Here is a 16,447-nt window from a genome sequence, read left to right as displayed (position 1 = left end):
TAAAAACTTAAGGAACCGCATCAGCAACGATGCGGTTTTTTTTATGCACCGTCTAATCATTATACGATTATTGTTAAAATATGAAGACATACTTCCGACTCTTATCATTTGCTAAACCTATTAATAAATTTGCGATCCCCTATATCATCTGTGTCCTGTTGTCTGTAATATTCAGCACGCTGAACCTTGCATTGCTGGCGCCTTTGCTGGAAACGCTGTTTAACAAGGATCTCAATCAGAAAATAGCTCCCATGCCGGATAGCTATTTTGATATTTTCGCGGTGTTTAAACATTACACCACTACTATTGCCAGCGAATACGGTAAAATTAAAAGCCTCGAGTTTGTTTGCGCCTGTATTGCCGCCTCTGTATTACTGGGTAACCTGTTCCGCTATTTCGCGGACCGTACTATGGAAAGCTTACGCATACAAACTTTGCTGAACCTGCGTAAAACAGTATTCAACAATGTAATGAACCTGCACCTGGGTTATTTTAGTAATGAAAGAAAGGGAGATATCATTTCCAAAATTGCGTCCGACGTACAGGTAGTACAATATACGGTGACCGGTACCCTGCAGGTGTTATTTAAAGAACCGGCCCAATTGATCTCTTTTCTCGTCATCCTGTTCCTCATCTCCTATAAATTAACGCTGGTTTCTATGCTGGTGATTCCAGTGGCCGGTTTTATTATATCAAGAATTGTAAAAAGACTGAAAGAACAGGCTACCGCTTCGCATCAAACTTACGGTATGATGATCAGTTACCTCGATGAGGCGCTGAATGGCATCCGAATCGTTAAGGCATTTAATGCCGTTGGGTTTATTACCAACCGCTTTGATGAACAAAACCGCAAGTATTCCAAAATATCCCGCTCTATGGCTAAAAGACAGCAACTGGCTTCGCCCGTTTCTGAAACTTTAGGGGTGTTAATGGTGGCTGGTATCGTGTTTTACGGCGGTTCCCTTATTATCAATAACCAGGGGAATATGGACGGATCTACCTTTGTGGTGTATATTGCCCTCTTCTCCCAGATTATGCGCCCGGCAAAAGCTATTTCCACCGCGTTCAGCAATATCCATTCAGGAGTTGCAGCGGGCGACAGGGTACTGGAACTCATCGATCAGCAATCGGCCATCACCAATGCACCGGATGCCGTTACATTAAACGGCTTTACAGATGAGATCCGTTTTGATGGTGTTTCTTTCGCCTACGGCGAGAAGAAAGTACTGAATAACATTCACCTCAGCATACCCAAAGGCTCCACTGTGGCGCTGGTAGGCCCTTCTGGCGGCGGAAAGTCCACGTTAATGGACCTGATCCCCCGCTTTATGGATCCCCAGTCCGGCAGCGTCCTGATAGATGGTAAAAACCTGAAGTCCGTTACGATGGAGTCTTTACGCGCACTCATGGGTGTGGTAAACCAGGAGTCCATCCTCTTCAATGATACCATCTTCAACAATATTGCTTTTGCCAAACCTAATGCCACCATCGAAGAAGTGGAGGCAGCAGCCAGGATTGCCAATGCACACGATTTTATCAGCAAAACTGAAAATGGCTACGATACCAACATCGGCGATAAAGGATCCAAGCTCTCCGGCGGACAACGGCAGCGTATCTGCATTGCCCGTGCCGTACTTTCCAATCCGCCACTGATGCTACTGGATGAGGCTACATCTGCCCTGGATACAGAATCAGAAAAAATGGTGCAGGACGCACTGAATAACCTGATGAAAAACCGCACCTCCCTGGTCATCGCTCACCGCCTGAGTACCATTCAGAATGCGGATCTTATTATAGTGCTGGATAATGGTCAGGTGGCCGAACAGGGTACCCACCAGGAACTGCTCAGCAACAACGGCATTTATAAACGGCTCATCGAAATGCAGACGTTTAGTAACTAAATAAAAAAGGCCACCGTCTGGTGGCCTTTTTTATTTATATCTTTTTAGTGAATTACTCCGTTGTTAAATGGTGCCTGTAGCCGTTGGAACAATAGGCAATACCATGATTTAAGGTATCCAGGTAAACCCTGTAGTTGATATTTTCGTGTACACGGGAATTAAAAGGATGATGCAGGTGATAACACACTGCTTTTAATTTTACCTTCTTCTGATAAAGTCCTGAGTTAATAAAACGCGCTGCCAGTTCAATATCTTCATGTCCCCAGCCTTTCAGCTCATTATTATAACCATTCACTTTCAGAAAATCTGCTCTCCAGAATGCGCAATTACAACCAATCCAGTTCCGGGAACGCTGACTCTTTTTAATCAGTAAAGGGGCCAGGAAAGGAATACGAAGCGAATTGATCCGGTTTCTCACATTTTTACTGAAAGACGACACCCGCTCAAACTGTCCGTTGTTCAGGTACTTCCGGGTAATCTCTTCCTGTAACAACACCCGGCTACCGCGGATAAAATACCCTTTTTCCGCTTCCGTGATATGGTCTCTGATGAAAAGCTCATGCATCACAATGTCGCCATCAATCTGGATGATATAGTCAGAAGAGGTACCGGTAATCGCCTGGTTAATGATAATAGTCTTGCGGAAACCCTCATCCGGATGCCAGAAATGCTTCACCGGAATGTTGGTTTTCCGTCTGAATGCCTCTACAACATCCCTGGTAGCCTCTCCGGAGCCATCATCAGCTATAATGACTTCGTCAGGGAGGACGGTTTGTACCAGTACACTATCCAGCACAAGCTTCAATGCTTCCGGCCAATTGTATGTAGTAACAAGCAAGGCCACCGACACTCTTTCACCCATATTAGTTAGATATAAAATTAATGTTTAAAAAGCTCATATTGTTAAGCTTCCCTGGTATAACGCCATTTTATCCCTAATTATTTTACGCCATTCCTTTCGTTGTGTACACAGTATTTTTCCTGTTATATACGCATATAATCAAGAAAAGTGTAGGTCCATTTCCATTAATAATCGGCCAGTTATACTTTAAGTTAGCTTTGTAATTATAATAACGATCTAAGGCTTCAATAAGTTACATGTCGCTACCGTACTTTCAATAAAATTATGCCAATCTGGTTTTTATAGGAACTTATCATGATTTTTTTCTGGATATTAGTTTACAAACTACAAAAACATAATAATTTTATGCAATTTATAATTTAATTGCCAGAACAACATAATATTTTTTTTAACGATACATTCTCTCTTGTCCTGCATCTATTTTCTTCACTAACTCCTGTCTTACTACCGGTGGCACCCTGTCCAGCAACTTATACCGGGTGGCCTTTTCTATTTCTTCAATGGATGTCAGGTAAGCGTTCCACCTGGCATTAACATCATTTTTATTGGGTGTATTCACCGCAATAATACGGGTGTTCTTATTAATACGCTGCAAATCATTATTCCCCTCCGGTAAAACCACCAGGATTTTCCAGATATGGTCCGGCACGGTAATTTTACGGCCATCTATTGTTTTTGCCAGTCCCTTGCTGCCGGTTCCTCCACTGCCATAGCTACCCATGATCACATATACCTCGTTTCCTTTCATCACCAGCTCCCGTGTGTATTCTTCCAGGTTTTTCCACAAATGCTGGTTATGGTTGGGGGCCTGCGGGATCATATTGGTCATCAGGAAGGTGGATTCATTGGCTGCCCGGCTGGCAGTCCGGTCGCCCGAAGGGCAATTATGCCCCCTGTCGAAACCGCTGCCCATATAACTTGTTTGAGATACCTGGTACCAGCTTTCCGGGATGTCGGCATCGGGCCTGAAATCATTGGCCCTCGACATTTTGCCCAGATCCCTGCGCGATACATGCCAGGCAACCCAGTTCGGCGTGCCCTTGTCGCGGTTATACGACAGCTTGTAATATTCTTTATCCATCAGGTAATTATTCGCCATCACCAGCGATGCACTGGCATCGCTGGGATTACCGAGTAACAGGTTATCATCATCGCCTCCTGCCGGTTTCTCCACCGGCTTAACGGGCGTTTCTTTTCCACCGGCCACCACCCGGAACACATCAAAATTGATCCGGCTGTTGCCGGCGTCTGTTTTACGGATATCAAACCGGATGGTGCCCGTACTCTTCGCGGTAAAGGTGGCTGTTTTAAGTACACCGGAACTAACACTAACGGGGTCACCCACACGAAAATAGCTTTGACCCCGGTTTACCGATGCCCACAACTCCCAGGTCCCTTTTTTGTCTGCACCGTACCCGGCATATTTTAGAGTAACCGTTACCGTTCCTTTTACAGCAATATCGAATTTCATCCCGGCCATACCATTATCGCGGATACGCAACGCCTGCACACCCGTTTTATGATCTTCCTCCAGGTTGCCGGTTACCGCATCTTTGAACTTCCAGGTACCGCTGGATAATTCCACGTCGCCGCTGTTATAATTTGTTTTGGAACCCGGCTCAAAATCTTCTGCCAGTAAAAATGTACTGGTGCGGGTAGTAGTATTTTTTTTGTGAGATGATTTCTTTGCAGGAGGTTTTTCTTTATCTCCGGTAATTTTCCGGGAACAGGTAGTTACTGCAAATGCAGCGATGATCAATATAACGATAACGGCTAAACTGTTGAATCCCTGGTGCTGCTTCTTTTTTTTCCTCTTCTTCTTTGGCATAGAATGGTAACGAACGCCCGCGAAGATAAAGAATAAAAAACAGAGAAGACCACCAGTCTTCCCTGTTTTTTAACAGCGCTTAATAAAAGAGTTGCGATAATACATTGGAAGCATCATTGGTTTTGGGTTTCAGGCCAAGCAACTTTGTATACTGACTAAGCGTCAGCAATGTTTTCAGTTTAGAAAACAACCCGTTCTTCAAGCCGCTGAACTGCGACGTATAGCCACTGGGGTTAGACTGCTGCAACGGGAGTATAGCCGCTTTCTTTTTCAGAAAACCCGTTACCAGGTCCTGTACCTTTGGTTGCTGCGCACCCGTTAATGATAATGCCGGCGCCAACTTACTCAGTATACTTCCGGCAACACCTCCCGGATTGGATAAAGGACTCTGCACACTTCCGGCCGTTTTCTTCGCCTGATCCAGGATGCTTTGCGCCTGCGCGTTACCAATGCCCAATAAACAAACACATGAAAAAGCAACAATGATTCTTTTCATAACTGACGGGATTAAGTGATGGTGAATGAAGTACTGACTCTTCTCTAATATAACACATAACTCCCGAAAACGTTTTGGCCGGTTCTTCACTGAGAACCGGCTTTCTTTTTAATTCCCTGTAGCGCCGCTGATCATATATTTCCATACGGCTATAAAGTCTGTTCCCAGTGTAGATCCGTGCTTATCTTTCCGGTCCACATCCGTAACAAGAATACTATTCCTCGAATGAACCGGCATTCCCGGCTGCACCATCGTTGTATCGGTAACTGCGCGATGGCTCACCGCACTTACATCCTGCACCTGGTACTGATAATTAAACGGATCTGCGGCATGCAGAAACGCATAATACCTGTTCACCGGTGTGCGGCCCCGCTCCTGCTGCCAATGCGCCGGCGCATTAAAATACTGCAGGTAATCCTGTGGTCCGGAAAACATCAGCACGCCACGCAAACGGAACTGCTTACCGAAATACGCTGCATGCCCGGCTCCCTGTGAATGACCCGCTGCAATAATTTTATCCCAGCGCACCTGTCCGTTACGTACAAACTCACTCCAGCCACGATCCTGTGCCGCCAGGTATACCAACAGCTTTGTAAAACGGTTCACCAGGCTATTGGCGGAGTCCACTTCTACTTTATCACTCACCGGCGTACCAAACATGATCTCCTTGCGGAAATGATCAAAACAGGTGCTGTCTTCACTTTTGGAACATACCGTGGTGATCACCGTATTCACATAATCAGGGGTTACTACATAGTAGCCCATAGCGGCAAACGAACTGTCGAACGTACGGAAATCCGTCGCCCTGCCGCCGGTACCGGGAATCATCACGATCAGCTGATGGCGGTTGTTTCCCGCAGCGGGTTCTGCAGCGAGGTGCGGACTATGTACGGTCTTTAATCCCTGCTGGGTGGTTGCCGGTTCTATGGTCCGGAACTTCACCTGCGCCTGGGTTACAGCGGAACAAAGCAGTGCAGCGGCAATGAGTAAACGTGGTTTTGTTGGAAGCATGCGAAAAGTATAAATGAATTGATTTCAAGATACAAATTTTGACCTTCTTTAACAGTACGACTATACGTAAATCAGGATGAAAGGAAATTTATTGCGTAAATTAGTAGTATGATACCCTGGACGGAAATATTAATAAGATTATCGCTGGCAGCGGTTTTTGGCGGCATAATAGGTTTGGAGAGAGAACGGAAGGACTGGGCTGCCGGGTTAAGAACGCACATGATGGTGTCTGTAGGTGCGGCTTTAACCATGATGGTTTCCGCTTACGGATTTTCCGATATCCTGGGCCAGCCCAACATTGTACTGGACCCCTCCAGGGTGGCCGCACAGGTGATCAGTGGTATTGGATTTATCGGCGCGGGCACCATTCTTTTTTTGAAAGAAGGCGTGGTACGCGGGCTCACTACCGCAGCGGGCTTATGGACAGTGGCCGCTATTGGCCTCGCTACCGGCGGTGGTATGTATTTTGCCGCATTTATTGCTACGTCTATTGCCATCATTATCCTGTGGCTGCTGCAGCCGGTGGAAAAAAGATTCCTCAACCGCTTTGAACAAAAAACAATCCGCATCATCACTTTCGAACGGAGTAAATCCATTGAGGTAACGGATCAACTATTTCAAAACACCGCCCTCAACATCACCTCCTGCAATATTGAACAAACGGATAGCTTCTTCTTTATCACCGTTCGCTTTAAAAGCATGGATAAAGCCATTGTAGGCAAACTGATCGCAGATATACAGGCGGATACCGGCGTAAAAGAAGTATCGTGGAACAACTGATCTTTCTTGCCGGATCAATAAAAAGCCGGCCGTAAACACAGCCGGCCGGATCCATCAACCTATATAAATCAATACCGGAACGACTCCCAGCCGGAAATAGTGGTACGGTTACAGGTCATGGCCTGTGTGCCGTTTTCACACGATACATATCGCCCGTTATTTCCGCGGAGTGCAATGCTGCCGTCTGTGTTTACCACCCAGTCAAATTTCTCCCAGTCGCTCACACTGGTACGGTTACACGTAATCGGGTTAACGCCGTTTTCTGATGAAACGTATTTACCCTGGCTTTTCAACGCCACCTTGCCACCGCCGGCATCTTCTACCGTAAACTGTTCCCAGCCCTGTGCAGTAGCGCGATTGCAAGTCATGGCCTGTGTGCCGTTTTCACTGCTTACAAAGGCATTGTTAAATCCTTTGAGGGTAATGGTGCTGCCAATGGGCGCATTACCGCCGCTGTTGGAAATGGAGTATACCCTTACATAGTCAACATACATATTGGCGGGGAGTTTACTTTCATCGATGGTTTGTCCGGGGAAATCGCCACCCACAGCCATATTCAGGATGATAAAGAACTGGTTGTGGAATTCTTCTGTGCTGTTGATATTGTTCTGGATATTGGCTGTTGCAAACTGGTTACCATCCAGGTACCAGCGGATAGCGCTGGCATCCCACTCTACCGCATATACGTGGTAATCTGTAATAGTAGTACTGGAAGTGCCGCCATAGGAAACATGGCCGTTGGCATCCCAGTGAATGGTGCCATAAATAGTATTGCTGGTATTTACCTGCTCCATAATGTCTATTTCGCCGCATTTGGGCCAGCCTACGGAGCCTATGTTGTTGCCCAGCATCCAGAACGCAGGCCATAAGCCCTGTCCGGAGGCCAGTTTAATCCGCGCTTCAATACGCCCATATTGTGTGGTAAAATGCCCGGCGGTGTTCATGCGTGCGGATGTATAAGGCCAGCCGTTCACCGACTGCTTCCTTGCGGTGATCACCAGGTTGCCGTTGCTCACACTGGCATTGGACGACTGGTAATACTGCTTCTCATTATTAACACCCGGACCGGTTTCAAAAGACCATTTGGAGGTGTTGACGCTGGAACCGTCAAATTCGTCAGACCAGATCAGCGTGTAAGCTGCGGCCGCCGCCTGCACTGCTTCCGCAGCAGGCCGGGCTTCCAAAGGTTGCAGATTATTGGTTGTTTTTGCCTCTTTTTTACAGGCAGTCATCATTACCATTAACAGGAAGGAACCTACGCTAATGGAGATCAGTTTTTCTTTCATGGAATGTACAATTAATAAAAAGGTGAACAAATAAGGCTAATGGATCAACGTGGAGCTAATTTTATCATGTGGAGTAAATATGCTGTTTGTAACCGGGCTAACAAAATTCAGGGCTACGTCAAAAGTACTTCGCGGTGATTGTCTTACCCAGGGGTAAAACAATCACCGCTGTCAATTGCGCTCTTACTTTCTTTCAAAGATCATCTCGCTAAACACGCCTCCGCCCTGCACAAATTCCACCCGGATCCGTTGCTCACCCTTTGCCAGGCGGATATTTTTCACTATCAACGGCTGATCATCGGATGGCACGGCGAGATCTGCTGCCAGCACTTTGCCATTACTGCTGATGTTAAACCTGGTGCTACCAGTATCTGCTTTTATTTTTATGGTAAGGATGTAGTTCCCTGCAGCGGCCACCCGGGTGGTATACTGCATCCATTCGCCGCTTTCAATATTAAATACCACGAACTCATTGTTTTCCTTTTTTATATCCACACCATCATTGCGGTAAGCATGGCCGCGGTTTCCCTGTGTATTTACACCGGGCGTATAATGGTAACTCGCGGTATCCAGGTCGTTATAAGCAGAAAGATTTCGTCCCAGGTCATAGTCCACGGCGCGGATCACAGCCTTGTCTTTTATGATATGTTCCCTGAAAGGAATGGCCTTACCGGAAGCCACCTGGCGGAACATGGCATCTGTCACATCTTTATGATAAATATTATTTTCAATCCGGGTGTTAGCGGCAAATTCCATCAGTGCGCGGTAGGCTTCATCTGCCGCCGGTGCAGGTCCTTTGCCGTTCCAGTAATCCAGAAGCGTCTGGTAACCGGGTGTGATTTTTATTTCCAGCGGGTTGTTGATCCCGATCTTTTTCAGCTGCCACCATGCCCAGCCAATGTCATTGCTTTCCACCATGCTGATGGTATTGGTGAACCAGTTGTTGGAATTTTCCCCGGACTCGCCCAGCCACAGCGGGAGGTTGTATTGCTCCCGTAAATCCAGGAAATTCCGGATGGAAGCTGCATTGGTGAAGTTGCCATATTTGTGAAAGCTGATCACCATATTACTATCCCAGGCGGGCAAAATGCCCTTGTAATTATTCCCGAAACCATTTCCTTCTATAATGATGATGTGTTTGGGGTCTACTTCCCGGATTGCTTTGGTAATAGCCACCATCAGCTGTTTCAGGGGAATGTTCTTTGTTTCTTTGGTGCCTCTCTTATCTCCGGCGTCTTCAAATCCCCAGTTGGGTTCGTTGATAATATCGTAACCGCCTATCCAGGGTTCGTTGGCGTAGCGCGCTGCCAGTTTGCGCCATAAGGCAATAGTTTTATCCCGGTTAGCTTCGCTTTCCCAGAGAGATGGCTTTTCGGGGTGTCTGTCGGAGATTGGCAAATCGTTCCCCTGCCCTCCGGGTGCGGCGTGCAGATCGAGGATCAGGTACATATGATTGGCCTTACACCAGTTCAGTAAGGAATCAGTAAGAGCAAACCCTTTTTCCAACCAGGTATTTTGCCCGGCTACCGGCTCCTCCTCTGCCGGAATCGTGTACAGATCGAAGTGCATGGGCAGGCGAACGGAATTAAATCCCCATGCTGCCATTGAGTCAATATCCTTCCTGGTGGTATGACTGGTAAGCCATGCATCATAGAATGCCTGTGTTTTTTCCGGTCCTATCAGTTCCCGGATCTTTTCGCGGATCCTGTATTGCTGGCCAATATTGCCCAGGCGGAACATATACCCTTCCTGCAGCATCCAGCCGCCGAGGCCCATTCCCCGGAGGATTACTTTCTTATTTTTTTCATTAACAATAACGGGCCCCCGGGTTTTCAGATATCCCTGCCCGTTAGCAGGCAGCACTGAGGCCAATAATAATGTGAGTGCTATAACGTGGAATTTTAGCATGTAAAATGTGTCTTTAAAAAGAAAAATAACGACAGCCAAGATCAGTATTTAAAAGGAAAAAATCATTTCCGGCACTACGTCATTTCTACTTCAGATGAGATTAAATCATTGATTGCTAATCTATCTTCATTACTTCTTACTTACATCAGCAAAAAAATTTTACATTTAGTAAAACGCTTTTTAGATGAAGCATTTGCTGTTGCTGGCCCTTTTATTCCACGGAAAAATATTATTAGCCCAGAATACGATCGGACTATCCGCTGTTGTAAATTTCAGCAAAGCCCAATACCAGGGAAATGGCCAAACCTGGGACATCGATATTGACCACAAAGGCATCCTGTATTTCGCCAACAATGAAGGGCTTCTTACCTTCAACGGCAACTACTGGAAGCTGTACCCTGTTCCCAACAATACCCGGCTGCGGGCCGTAAAGGTGGCGCCGGACGGGAAGATCTATGTAGGCGCACAGGACGACTTCGGGTATTATCTGCCCAATAAGAATGGTATCCTGGAATATACTTCTCTCAAAAAAAATATCCCCGCAGGACAAACAGAGTTCGCGGATATCTGGAATATTGCCTTCCACAACAACGGCGTTTACTTTAAAAGCAACAACAAAATATTCGGCTGGCGTAACCGGCAGATGGAAGTGTACAATGCCCCCGGGGAATGGAAAATAATGGGTAGTACTGCCCACCATCTCTATGCACAGGACATCCAACAGGGATTACTGAAACTGGTCAACGGCCAATGGCAACCCGTTTGCGCTGCCGCCAAAGACAAATCCCTCCTGATCACTGCTTTCCTCGAAGAAAAAAATGATACCCTGCTGGTAGCCACCCTCAAAGATGGCCTCTTCCGCATCGCGCATCAGCAGCTGATCCCGCTGCAAACGGAAGCAGATACTGTTTTCAGGAGCAGCCGTATTTACTGTGCCATTCCCCTGGATAACGGGCAGCTGGCCGTGGGCACTTTCTCCAAAGGATGTTTTATAATCAACGCTACCAATGGCAAAGTGATCCAGCAATTCAGCATGGACGAGGGCCTCCAGAATAATAATGTGCTCCGGCTGTTTGCTGATCCGCGCCATAACATCTGGCTGGCGCTGGACAACGGCATCGATCAGCTCCGGTACAACACCGCTATTAAACAGATACTACCCGCCAAACATAATTCCCTCACCACTTACGCGGCGAAGGTGTTTAATCAGCATCTTTATATCGGTACCTCCGACGGGTTATACAGCACGCCCCTGGACACGGTTACAGACCTCAGCTATTCCAAAGGCAACTTCCAGCCCGTAGCCAACACCCGTGGCCAGGTATGGAACCTTTCTGCTATCGGCTCCCACCTGCTGATGGCCCATCAGGAAGGAACATTTGAAATCACCGGCAACAAAGCCACCGCGCTGCTGAAAGACCTGGGCTGCTGGGCATACCTGCCGCTCTCCAACAATATCCTCACCGGCTGCTACAATGGCCTGGCACTTATCCGCTACAACGGTTCGCAGGTGAATGTTAACCGGCACATCTCCGGTTTGTACGAATCCCTGCGCTTCCTGGCCGTAGACCCGCAGCAACGTATCTGGTCGTCACACCCCTACCGCGGTGTGTACCTGCTCACGCTTAAAAATGATACAGCCCTGAACTACCGGCTGTTCACACAAAAAGACGGACTGCCTTCTACCTACAATAATTACGTTTTCCGTATTCAACAGCGAATGGTAGTCGCTACCATGAAAGGCATCTATGAATTTGATGAAGCCCGGCAACAATTCATTCCGTCAACAGGCGTATTTGCCCCGTTGAAAAACGTGGCAGTGCAATACCTTTCGGAAGACAGCAGCGGCAACATCTGGCTGGTGGCGGATAAAAAGCCGGGCGTATTGAACCCGCAACAGCAAACAATTACCTGGTTCCCCGAACTCACCGGGAAAATAGTTGGCGGCTTTGAATTCATTTATCCCTTTAACGAAGAGAATATCTTTTTTGGAGGCGACAAAGGCATTTATCATCTTAACTATAAAAAATACTCCCGTCATGATGCCGGCCTGTCGGTGCTACTGGGGCAAATAAAAGCCACCAGCCGGAAAGATACCCTGCTGTATGGCGGCTACCACACTGCCGGTCCGCAGCCACCAGTGGTGCTGCCAAATGCGTTTAACAGTTTTCATTTTGAATACACCGTTCCCCCCGCGGAGCAGGGCAATCACATCACTTACAGCTATCAGCTGGCCGGCTTCGATAAGCAACCCGGCGAATGGACGGCTAAAACAGAAAAGGAATACACCAATCTTCCTTACGGAGAATATATTTTTTCGGTGAAGGCGAAAGATAACCTCGGCAATATCTCCGCGGCCGCCAGTTATTCTTTTACCATTTTGCCCGCCTGGTATCAAACCTATATGGCGAAGGCGGTATATGTATTACTGCTCACCGGGCTGATCTGGTACCTGTACAGGCGTCAAAAGAAAAAATTTGCTGCGCAGAAAGATAAACATCTGCAGGAACAGCAACATCTCATTTTTCAGCACCAGCTGGAACTGGAAAGAAATGAGAAACAGCTGATCCAGCTGCGCAATGAGAAACTGGAATCAGATGTACAACATAAAAACAAAGAGTTGGCTACCGCCACCATGCACCTCGTACAGAAAGGCAAACTGATTTCCAATATCCGTGAAGAGCTGATACAAAGCGTAAAGAAAACCAATGACCCGGAAGCGCTTCCTTCTTTCAAAAAAGTAATGCGGTTGTTTGAAGAAGCAGAAAATAACGAAGAAGACTGGGCACAGTTCTCCCAACATTTTGATGAAGTGCATAATAATTTCCTGCGTACCCTTAAAAAACAATACCCGGATTTAACTACTACCGATCTCAAACTTTGTGCTTACCTGCGCATTAATCTTACTACCAAAGAAATAGCCCAGTCGATGGGCATTTCCGTTCGAGGCGTGGAAACCAGCCGGTACCGGCTTCGCAAGAAACTAAACATACCCGGTGAAACAGGGCTCTACGATTTCCTCACCAATATTACACAGGGATAAATGCAGCTGCTTGTCTTCTCCGGGTAAAATCAGAAGAAGATAACATCCACATTACCGGAAGGGGCATATTTCTTCTTACTTTTGCAGGGACATTTTTAAAAGCCATATTATTTTGACCAACGAACTTTCGAAATCGAAATATTTCTTTCTTATTCTGATTCTCGGTACGCTCACAGCATTAGGCCCCTTTTCGATCGACATGTATCTTCCCGGCTTTCCGGCTATAGGAAAGGATCTGGGAGTAGATCCCACCAGGGTGGCGTTGTCGCTTTCCAGTTTTTTTATTGGTATTTCAGCGGGACAACTGCTTTATGGTCCGCTGCTGGACCGGTTTGGCAGGAAGAAGCCGTTGTATATAGGACTCGTGCTGTATGTGATCTCTTCTATAGGTTGTATGTATATATCATCACTGAACGGGCTCATCATACTCCGCTTTATCCAGGCCATAGGAAGCTGCGCTGCGGCAGTAGCTTCGGTAGCAATGGTGCGTGACCTTTTCCCGGTAAAAGACAATGCAAAAGTATTTGCGCTGCTGATGCTGGTAGTAGGCACTTCCCCCATGATTGCACCTACTGTAGGCAGTTATGTAACCAGCGCCTTTAGCTGGCATGCGGTATTCCTCATATTAGGTATCATGGGTGCGCTGATCCTGATCGCCACCATCCTCTGGCTGCCGGAAAGTTATCAGCCGGATACGTCGATGTCGCTGAAGCCCGGTCCCATTATCAGCAATTTCCTGTCGGTGGTAAGCGAACCACAGTTTTATACCTACACCTTTGCGGGCGCCGTTTCCTTTTCAGGACTGTTCGCTTATGTATCGGCTTCACCGCAGGTGTTCATGGATATTTACAAGCTCAGTGACAAAGCGTACGGATGGATCTTTGCGGGCCTCTCTGTAGGACTGATAGGTTCCAGCCAGGTGAACAGCCAGTTGTTGAAACGGTTCAGCAGTCAGCAGATAGTACCGGTGGCGCTGGTTTGTCAAACTATCACCGGGCTTATTTTTATAGTATGCGCCTGGAATAACTTTTTATCATTAGCCGGTATCATCGTGTTGTTGTTCATATACCTTTGCTGCCTGGGCTTTATCAATCCCAACACTTCTGCATTGTCGCTGGCGCCGTTCAGTAAAAATGCGGGCAGTGCCTCTTCGCTGATGGGCGCTACGCAAATGGGAATAGGTGCGCTTGCCTCCACGGTAGTAAGCTTATACAATACACATACGGCCACACCGATGGCGATCACCATGTGCGGCACTTCGCTGCTGGCGTTGTTTATATTACTGGTATGCCGCCGGAATATTAAAACGGCTGTGGCAGCGGCGCCAGGCACCGCTACCATCGCGCATTAAACCAATACAGCGCCGCCATCTACCACCACTATCTGCCCGGTGCTGAATCCGTTCTGCATCAGATACAAATACGTTTGTGCAATATCTTCCGGCTGGCCCACACGGCCCGCCAGAAGCACGCCTGCTGCCTGTTGATACATGGCTTCGCGGTCGGCCTCCGGCATTCCTTCCCAGAGAGCTGTTTTCACAATACCTGGCGATACAGCATTTACCCGGATAGGCGCCAGTTCTACTGCCAGCATACGGGTAAAACCCTCCATAGCGCCACAGATGCAGGCCCCGGCAGCCCAACCCTTCTGCGGACGCAGGTTGGCGATACCGGTGGTCAATACCACAGATCCTCCCGGCAATATGTTCTTACTGCCATATTTTATCGCATTGAATGCGCCAAAGAAACGTAGTTGAAATGCTTCCTGCAACTCAGCAGCGGTAAGATCTTCCACCTGTCCGAATGGAAAAGAACCACCGGCTGTAAATACCAAATGATCAAAGGCGCCCGAAGTGCGGAAGAAATCACGCACTGCTGCTTCATTCCCAAGATCCACCGAAAAGCCCTCCGCCGTTTCCGGTAGCGTAGTCAAGGCTTTCTTAACTTTTCCGGGGTTACTGGAAACAATGATCACCGTTGCTCCTGCCGCTGCTGCCGCCTGTGCTGTTGCTAAACCGATGCCGGCCGAACCGCCTAATACCAATACTTTTTTTCCTGTCAGATCCGTATTCATAATTGTATTTTTTATGAACACAAAATTCGGCAGCCGCTGGCAAGCGTCATTTAACAAATGGTAAAAAGCATCAAAGACGACCATTTTTCCGGATCCGGCTGAGCGACTGTTGCGTAATACCCAGGAAAGAAGCAATGGTACTCAATGGCGCGCGGGAAACAATATCCGGTTCTTTTTGCAGGAAATACCGGTAACGCTCCGAGGCATCCAGCCCCAGGTATTCATTCCGGGCCAGGACCTTTTCCAGCAGGCCCTGTCGTGTAATCTGATCTATCAGGGATTTGAGGTAAGGGATTTTTTCATATAGCCGCAACAGGTATTCCTTATGTAATACAATTACATCGGCATCACACACCGCCTCCAGTACGTAAGGAGATGGCGTTTCTTCGAGATAGTTGCCTAGTATGGTGGCACACCTATTTTCTTTCAGAAAAAATATGGTGATATCTTCACCTTCATCCGTGCGTTTCACCAGGCGTAATATGCCTGCACAGATAAAAAACAGCTCCCGTGGCACCTTGCCTTCCGGCAACAGCACAGTTCCTTCTTTCACCTGCTGTATGCACAAACCAGCGGATAGCAGCTGCCAGTCGGCTTCAGACACCGGATGCAGCTGTTTCAGGAAGCGGTAAAAAATATCCATGCCGGCCATAGCTATAAATTTCTTTACAATATTATATAGAGAATCTGAGAATACCTGCCGGGCCGGTATATTTGTTTTTCCAGGCACGCTCACTGCTAAGTGAAGCAATGGAAAAACAATACGGAAATTAAAGGAAGTTGTACCTTTAACATCTCCCAAAAAAATATTCCAATGGCATATAATGAAAAACTCGCTGACCGCGTACGCGAAATTCTTTCTGCTTCCACCGATAATATCACCGAAAAGAAAATGTTTGGCGGTTTATGCTTCATGGTAAACGATAAAATGTGTGTGGGCGTGCGACCCGATAAAATGATGGTAAGGATTGATCCTTCCAAATCAGACGAAGTAGTGGAATCCTCCGCTGGCGCTGAAGTAATGATTCATGGCGGTAAGGAGATGAAAGGATTTATTTTTGTAGATGAAAATGAACTCCACACAAAAAAACAATTACAATACTGGATTAAAATGGCATTAGAATTTAACGTAAATGCTAAGTCTTCCAGGAAAAAATAATCCCTTAATGCCGGTCCGGCTTTGATTTGCTACATTTTTTTCTATCTTTAAAACCACTGTAGCAACATTAGGAACCTGATTTTTTAACCGGCATTATTCG

The 16,447-nt window shown here is 47.0% G+C and carries 13 protein-coding genes; 5 read left to right on the top strand and 8 right to left on the bottom strand.

Annotated elements, in window-relative coordinates:
- Nucleotides 1–80 precede the first annotated feature (80 nt).
- Nucleotides 81–1,901: an ABC transporter ATP-binding protein gene (locus tag V7S65_RS04435; RefSeq protein ID WP_079468028.1), complete on the top strand. Its 1,821-nt coding sequence runs from the start codon at nucleotides 81–83 to the stop codon at nucleotides 1,899–1,901.
- A 52-nt stretch (nucleotides 1,902–1,953) separates the two neighbouring features.
- Here the strand turns inward: V7S65_RS04435 and V7S65_RS04430 are convergent, their stop codons facing one another.
- The 4 genes from V7S65_RS04430 to V7S65_RS04415 form a co-directional block, all read right to left on the bottom strand.
- Nucleotides 1,954–2,763, bottom strand: a complete 810-nt coding sequence (locus V7S65_RS04430) for a glycosyltransferase family 2 protein (RefSeq protein WP_143313482.1) — start codon at nucleotides 2,761–2,763, stop codon at nucleotides 1,954–1,956.
- A 388-nt stretch (nucleotides 2,764–3,151) separates the two neighbouring features.
- Nucleotides 3,152–4,591 (bottom strand): DNA/RNA non-specific endonuclease, encoded by a 1,440-nt coding sequence (locus V7S65_RS04425; protein ID WP_336386090.1) that lies wholly within the window; start codon nucleotides 4,589–4,591, stop codon nucleotides 3,152–3,154.
- Between the two features lie 79 nt (nucleotides 4,592–4,670).
- The gene (locus V7S65_RS04420; protein ID WP_336386091.1) at nucleotides 4,671–5,087 is read right to left on the bottom strand and encodes a hypothetical protein; all 417 of its coding nucleotides are present in this window, start codon (nucleotides 5,085–5,087) and stop codon (nucleotides 4,671–4,673) included.
- Between the two features lie 108 nt (nucleotides 5,088–5,195).
- A complete protein-coding gene (locus V7S65_RS04415) occupies nucleotides 5,196–6,098 on the bottom strand; it encodes a BPSS1187 family protein (protein WP_336386092.1) in 903 nt (300 codons plus the stop codon).
- A gap of 108 nt (nucleotides 6,099–6,206) precedes the next feature.
- Here V7S65_RS04415 and V7S65_RS04410 point away from each other — a divergent pair, with 108 nt between their 5' ends.
- Nucleotides 6,207–6,878, top strand: a complete 672-nt coding sequence (locus V7S65_RS04410) for an MgtC/SapB family protein (RefSeq protein WP_079468032.1) — start codon at nucleotides 6,207–6,209, stop codon at nucleotides 6,876–6,878.
- 68 nt (nucleotides 6,879–6,946) lie between these two features.
- Here the strand turns inward: V7S65_RS04410 and V7S65_RS04405 are convergent, their stop codons facing one another.
- Both V7S65_RS04405 and V7S65_RS04400 read right to left on the bottom strand, forming a co-directional pair.
- The gene (locus V7S65_RS04405; protein ID WP_111578976.1) at nucleotides 6,947–8,164 is read right to left on the bottom strand and encodes a family 16 glycosylhydrolase; all 1,218 of its coding nucleotides are present in this window, start codon (nucleotides 8,162–8,164) and stop codon (nucleotides 6,947–6,949) included.
- A 183-nt stretch (nucleotides 8,165–8,347) separates the two neighbouring features.
- Nucleotides 8,348–10,072: a cellulase family glycosylhydrolase gene (locus V7S65_RS04400; RefSeq protein WP_336386093.1), complete on the bottom strand. Its 1,725-nt coding sequence runs from the start codon at nucleotides 10,070–10,072 to the stop codon at nucleotides 8,348–8,350.
- Between the two features lie 184 nt (nucleotides 10,073–10,256).
- Between V7S65_RS04400 and V7S65_RS04395 the strand changes: the two genes are divergently transcribed.
- Together V7S65_RS04395 and V7S65_RS04390 are read left to right on the top strand one after the other, a co-directional pair.
- Nucleotides 10,257–13,115, top strand: coding sequence for a triple tyrosine motif-containing protein (locus V7S65_RS04395; protein ID WP_336386094.1), 2,859 nt, complete (start codon nucleotides 10,257–10,259; stop codon nucleotides 13,113–13,115).
- 112 nt (nucleotides 13,116–13,227) lie between these two features.
- Entirely contained in the window at nucleotides 13,228–14,466 is a 1,239-nt protein-coding gene (locus tag V7S65_RS04390; RefSeq protein ID WP_336386095.1) for a multidrug effflux MFS transporter, read from the top strand.
- On the opposite strand, the gene V7S65_RS04385 is transcribed toward V7S65_RS04390, so the two are convergent.
- Together V7S65_RS04385 and V7S65_RS04380 are read right to left on the bottom strand one after the other, a co-directional pair.
- Nucleotides 14,463–15,188: an SDR family oxidoreductase gene (locus V7S65_RS04385; RefSeq protein WP_336386096.1), complete on the bottom strand. Its 726-nt coding sequence runs from the start codon at nucleotides 15,186–15,188 to the stop codon at nucleotides 14,463–14,465. The two genes, V7S65_RS04390 and V7S65_RS04385, sit on opposite strands and share 4 nt — an antisense overlap.
- A gap of 70 nt (nucleotides 15,189–15,258) precedes the next feature.
- Complete coding sequence (locus V7S65_RS04380; protein ID WP_133256211.1) at nucleotides 15,259–15,840, bottom strand: Crp/Fnr family transcriptional regulator; 582 nt, start codon at nucleotides 15,838–15,840, stop codon at nucleotides 15,259–15,261.
- A 162-nt stretch (nucleotides 15,841–16,002) separates the two neighbouring features.
- On the opposite strand from V7S65_RS04380, the gene V7S65_RS04375 reads away from it, so the two are divergent.
- A complete protein-coding gene (locus tag V7S65_RS04375) occupies nucleotides 16,003–16,347 on the top strand; it encodes a TfoX/Sxy family protein (RefSeq protein WP_079468036.1) in 345 nt (114 codons plus the stop codon).
- The last annotated feature ends 100 nt before the right edge of the window (nucleotides 16,348–16,447 follow it).

Source organism: Chitinophaga sp. CCNWYY40, from assembly GCF_037483205.1.
GTDB classification, from domain to species: Bacteria; Bacteroidota; Bacteroidia; order Chitinophagales; family Chitinophagaceae; genus Chitinophaga; species Chitinophaga ginsengisegetis.
This window is presented reverse-complemented; position numbering and strand designations above follow the sequence as displayed.

Excerpts from the sequence above, each read along its gene's own strand:
- V7S65_RS04380 (WP_133256211.1), bottom strand. The coding sequence starts at position 15,840 with ATGGCCGGCATGGATATTTTTTACCGCTTCCTGAAACAGCTGCATCCG.
- V7S65_RS04430 (WP_143313482.1), bottom strand. The coding sequence starts at position 2,763 with ATGGGTGAAAGAGTGTCGGTGGCCTTGCTTGTTACTACATACAATTGG.
- V7S65_RS04385 (WP_336386096.1), bottom strand. The coding sequence starts at position 15,188 with ATGAATACGGATCTGACAGGAAAAAAAGTATTGGTATTAGGCGGTTCG.
- V7S65_RS04375 (WP_079468036.1), top strand. The coding sequence starts at position 16,003 with ATGGCATATAATGAAAAACTCGCTGACCGCGTACGCGAAATTCTTTCT.
- V7S65_RS04425 (WP_336386090.1), bottom strand. The coding sequence starts at position 4,591 with ATGCCAAAGAAGAAGAGGAAAAAAAAGAAGCAGCACCAGGGATTCAAC.
- V7S65_RS04395 (WP_336386094.1), top strand. The coding sequence starts at position 10,257 with ATGAAGCATTTGCTGTTGCTGGCCCTTTTATTCCACGGAAAAATATTA.
- V7S65_RS04410 (WP_079468032.1), top strand. The coding sequence starts at position 6,207 with ATGATACCCTGGACGGAAATATTAATAAGATTATCGCTGGCAGCGGTT.
- V7S65_RS04400 (WP_336386093.1), bottom strand. The coding sequence starts at position 10,072 with ATGCTAAAATTCCACGTTATAGCACTCACATTATTATTGGCCTCAGTG.
- V7S65_RS04405 (WP_111578976.1), bottom strand. The coding sequence starts at position 8,164 with ATGAAAGAAAAACTGATCTCCATTAGCGTAGGTTCCTTCCTGTTAATG.
- V7S65_RS04415 (WP_336386092.1), bottom strand. The coding sequence starts at position 6,098 with ATGCTTCCAACAAAACCACGTTTACTCATTGCCGCTGCACTGCTTTGT.
- V7S65_RS04435 (WP_079468028.1), top strand. The coding sequence starts at position 81 with ATGAAGACATACTTCCGACTCTTATCATTTGCTAAACCTATTAATAAA.
- V7S65_RS04420 (WP_336386091.1), bottom strand. The coding sequence starts at position 5,087 with ATGAAAAGAATCATTGTTGCTTTTTCATGTGTTTGTTTATTGGGCATT.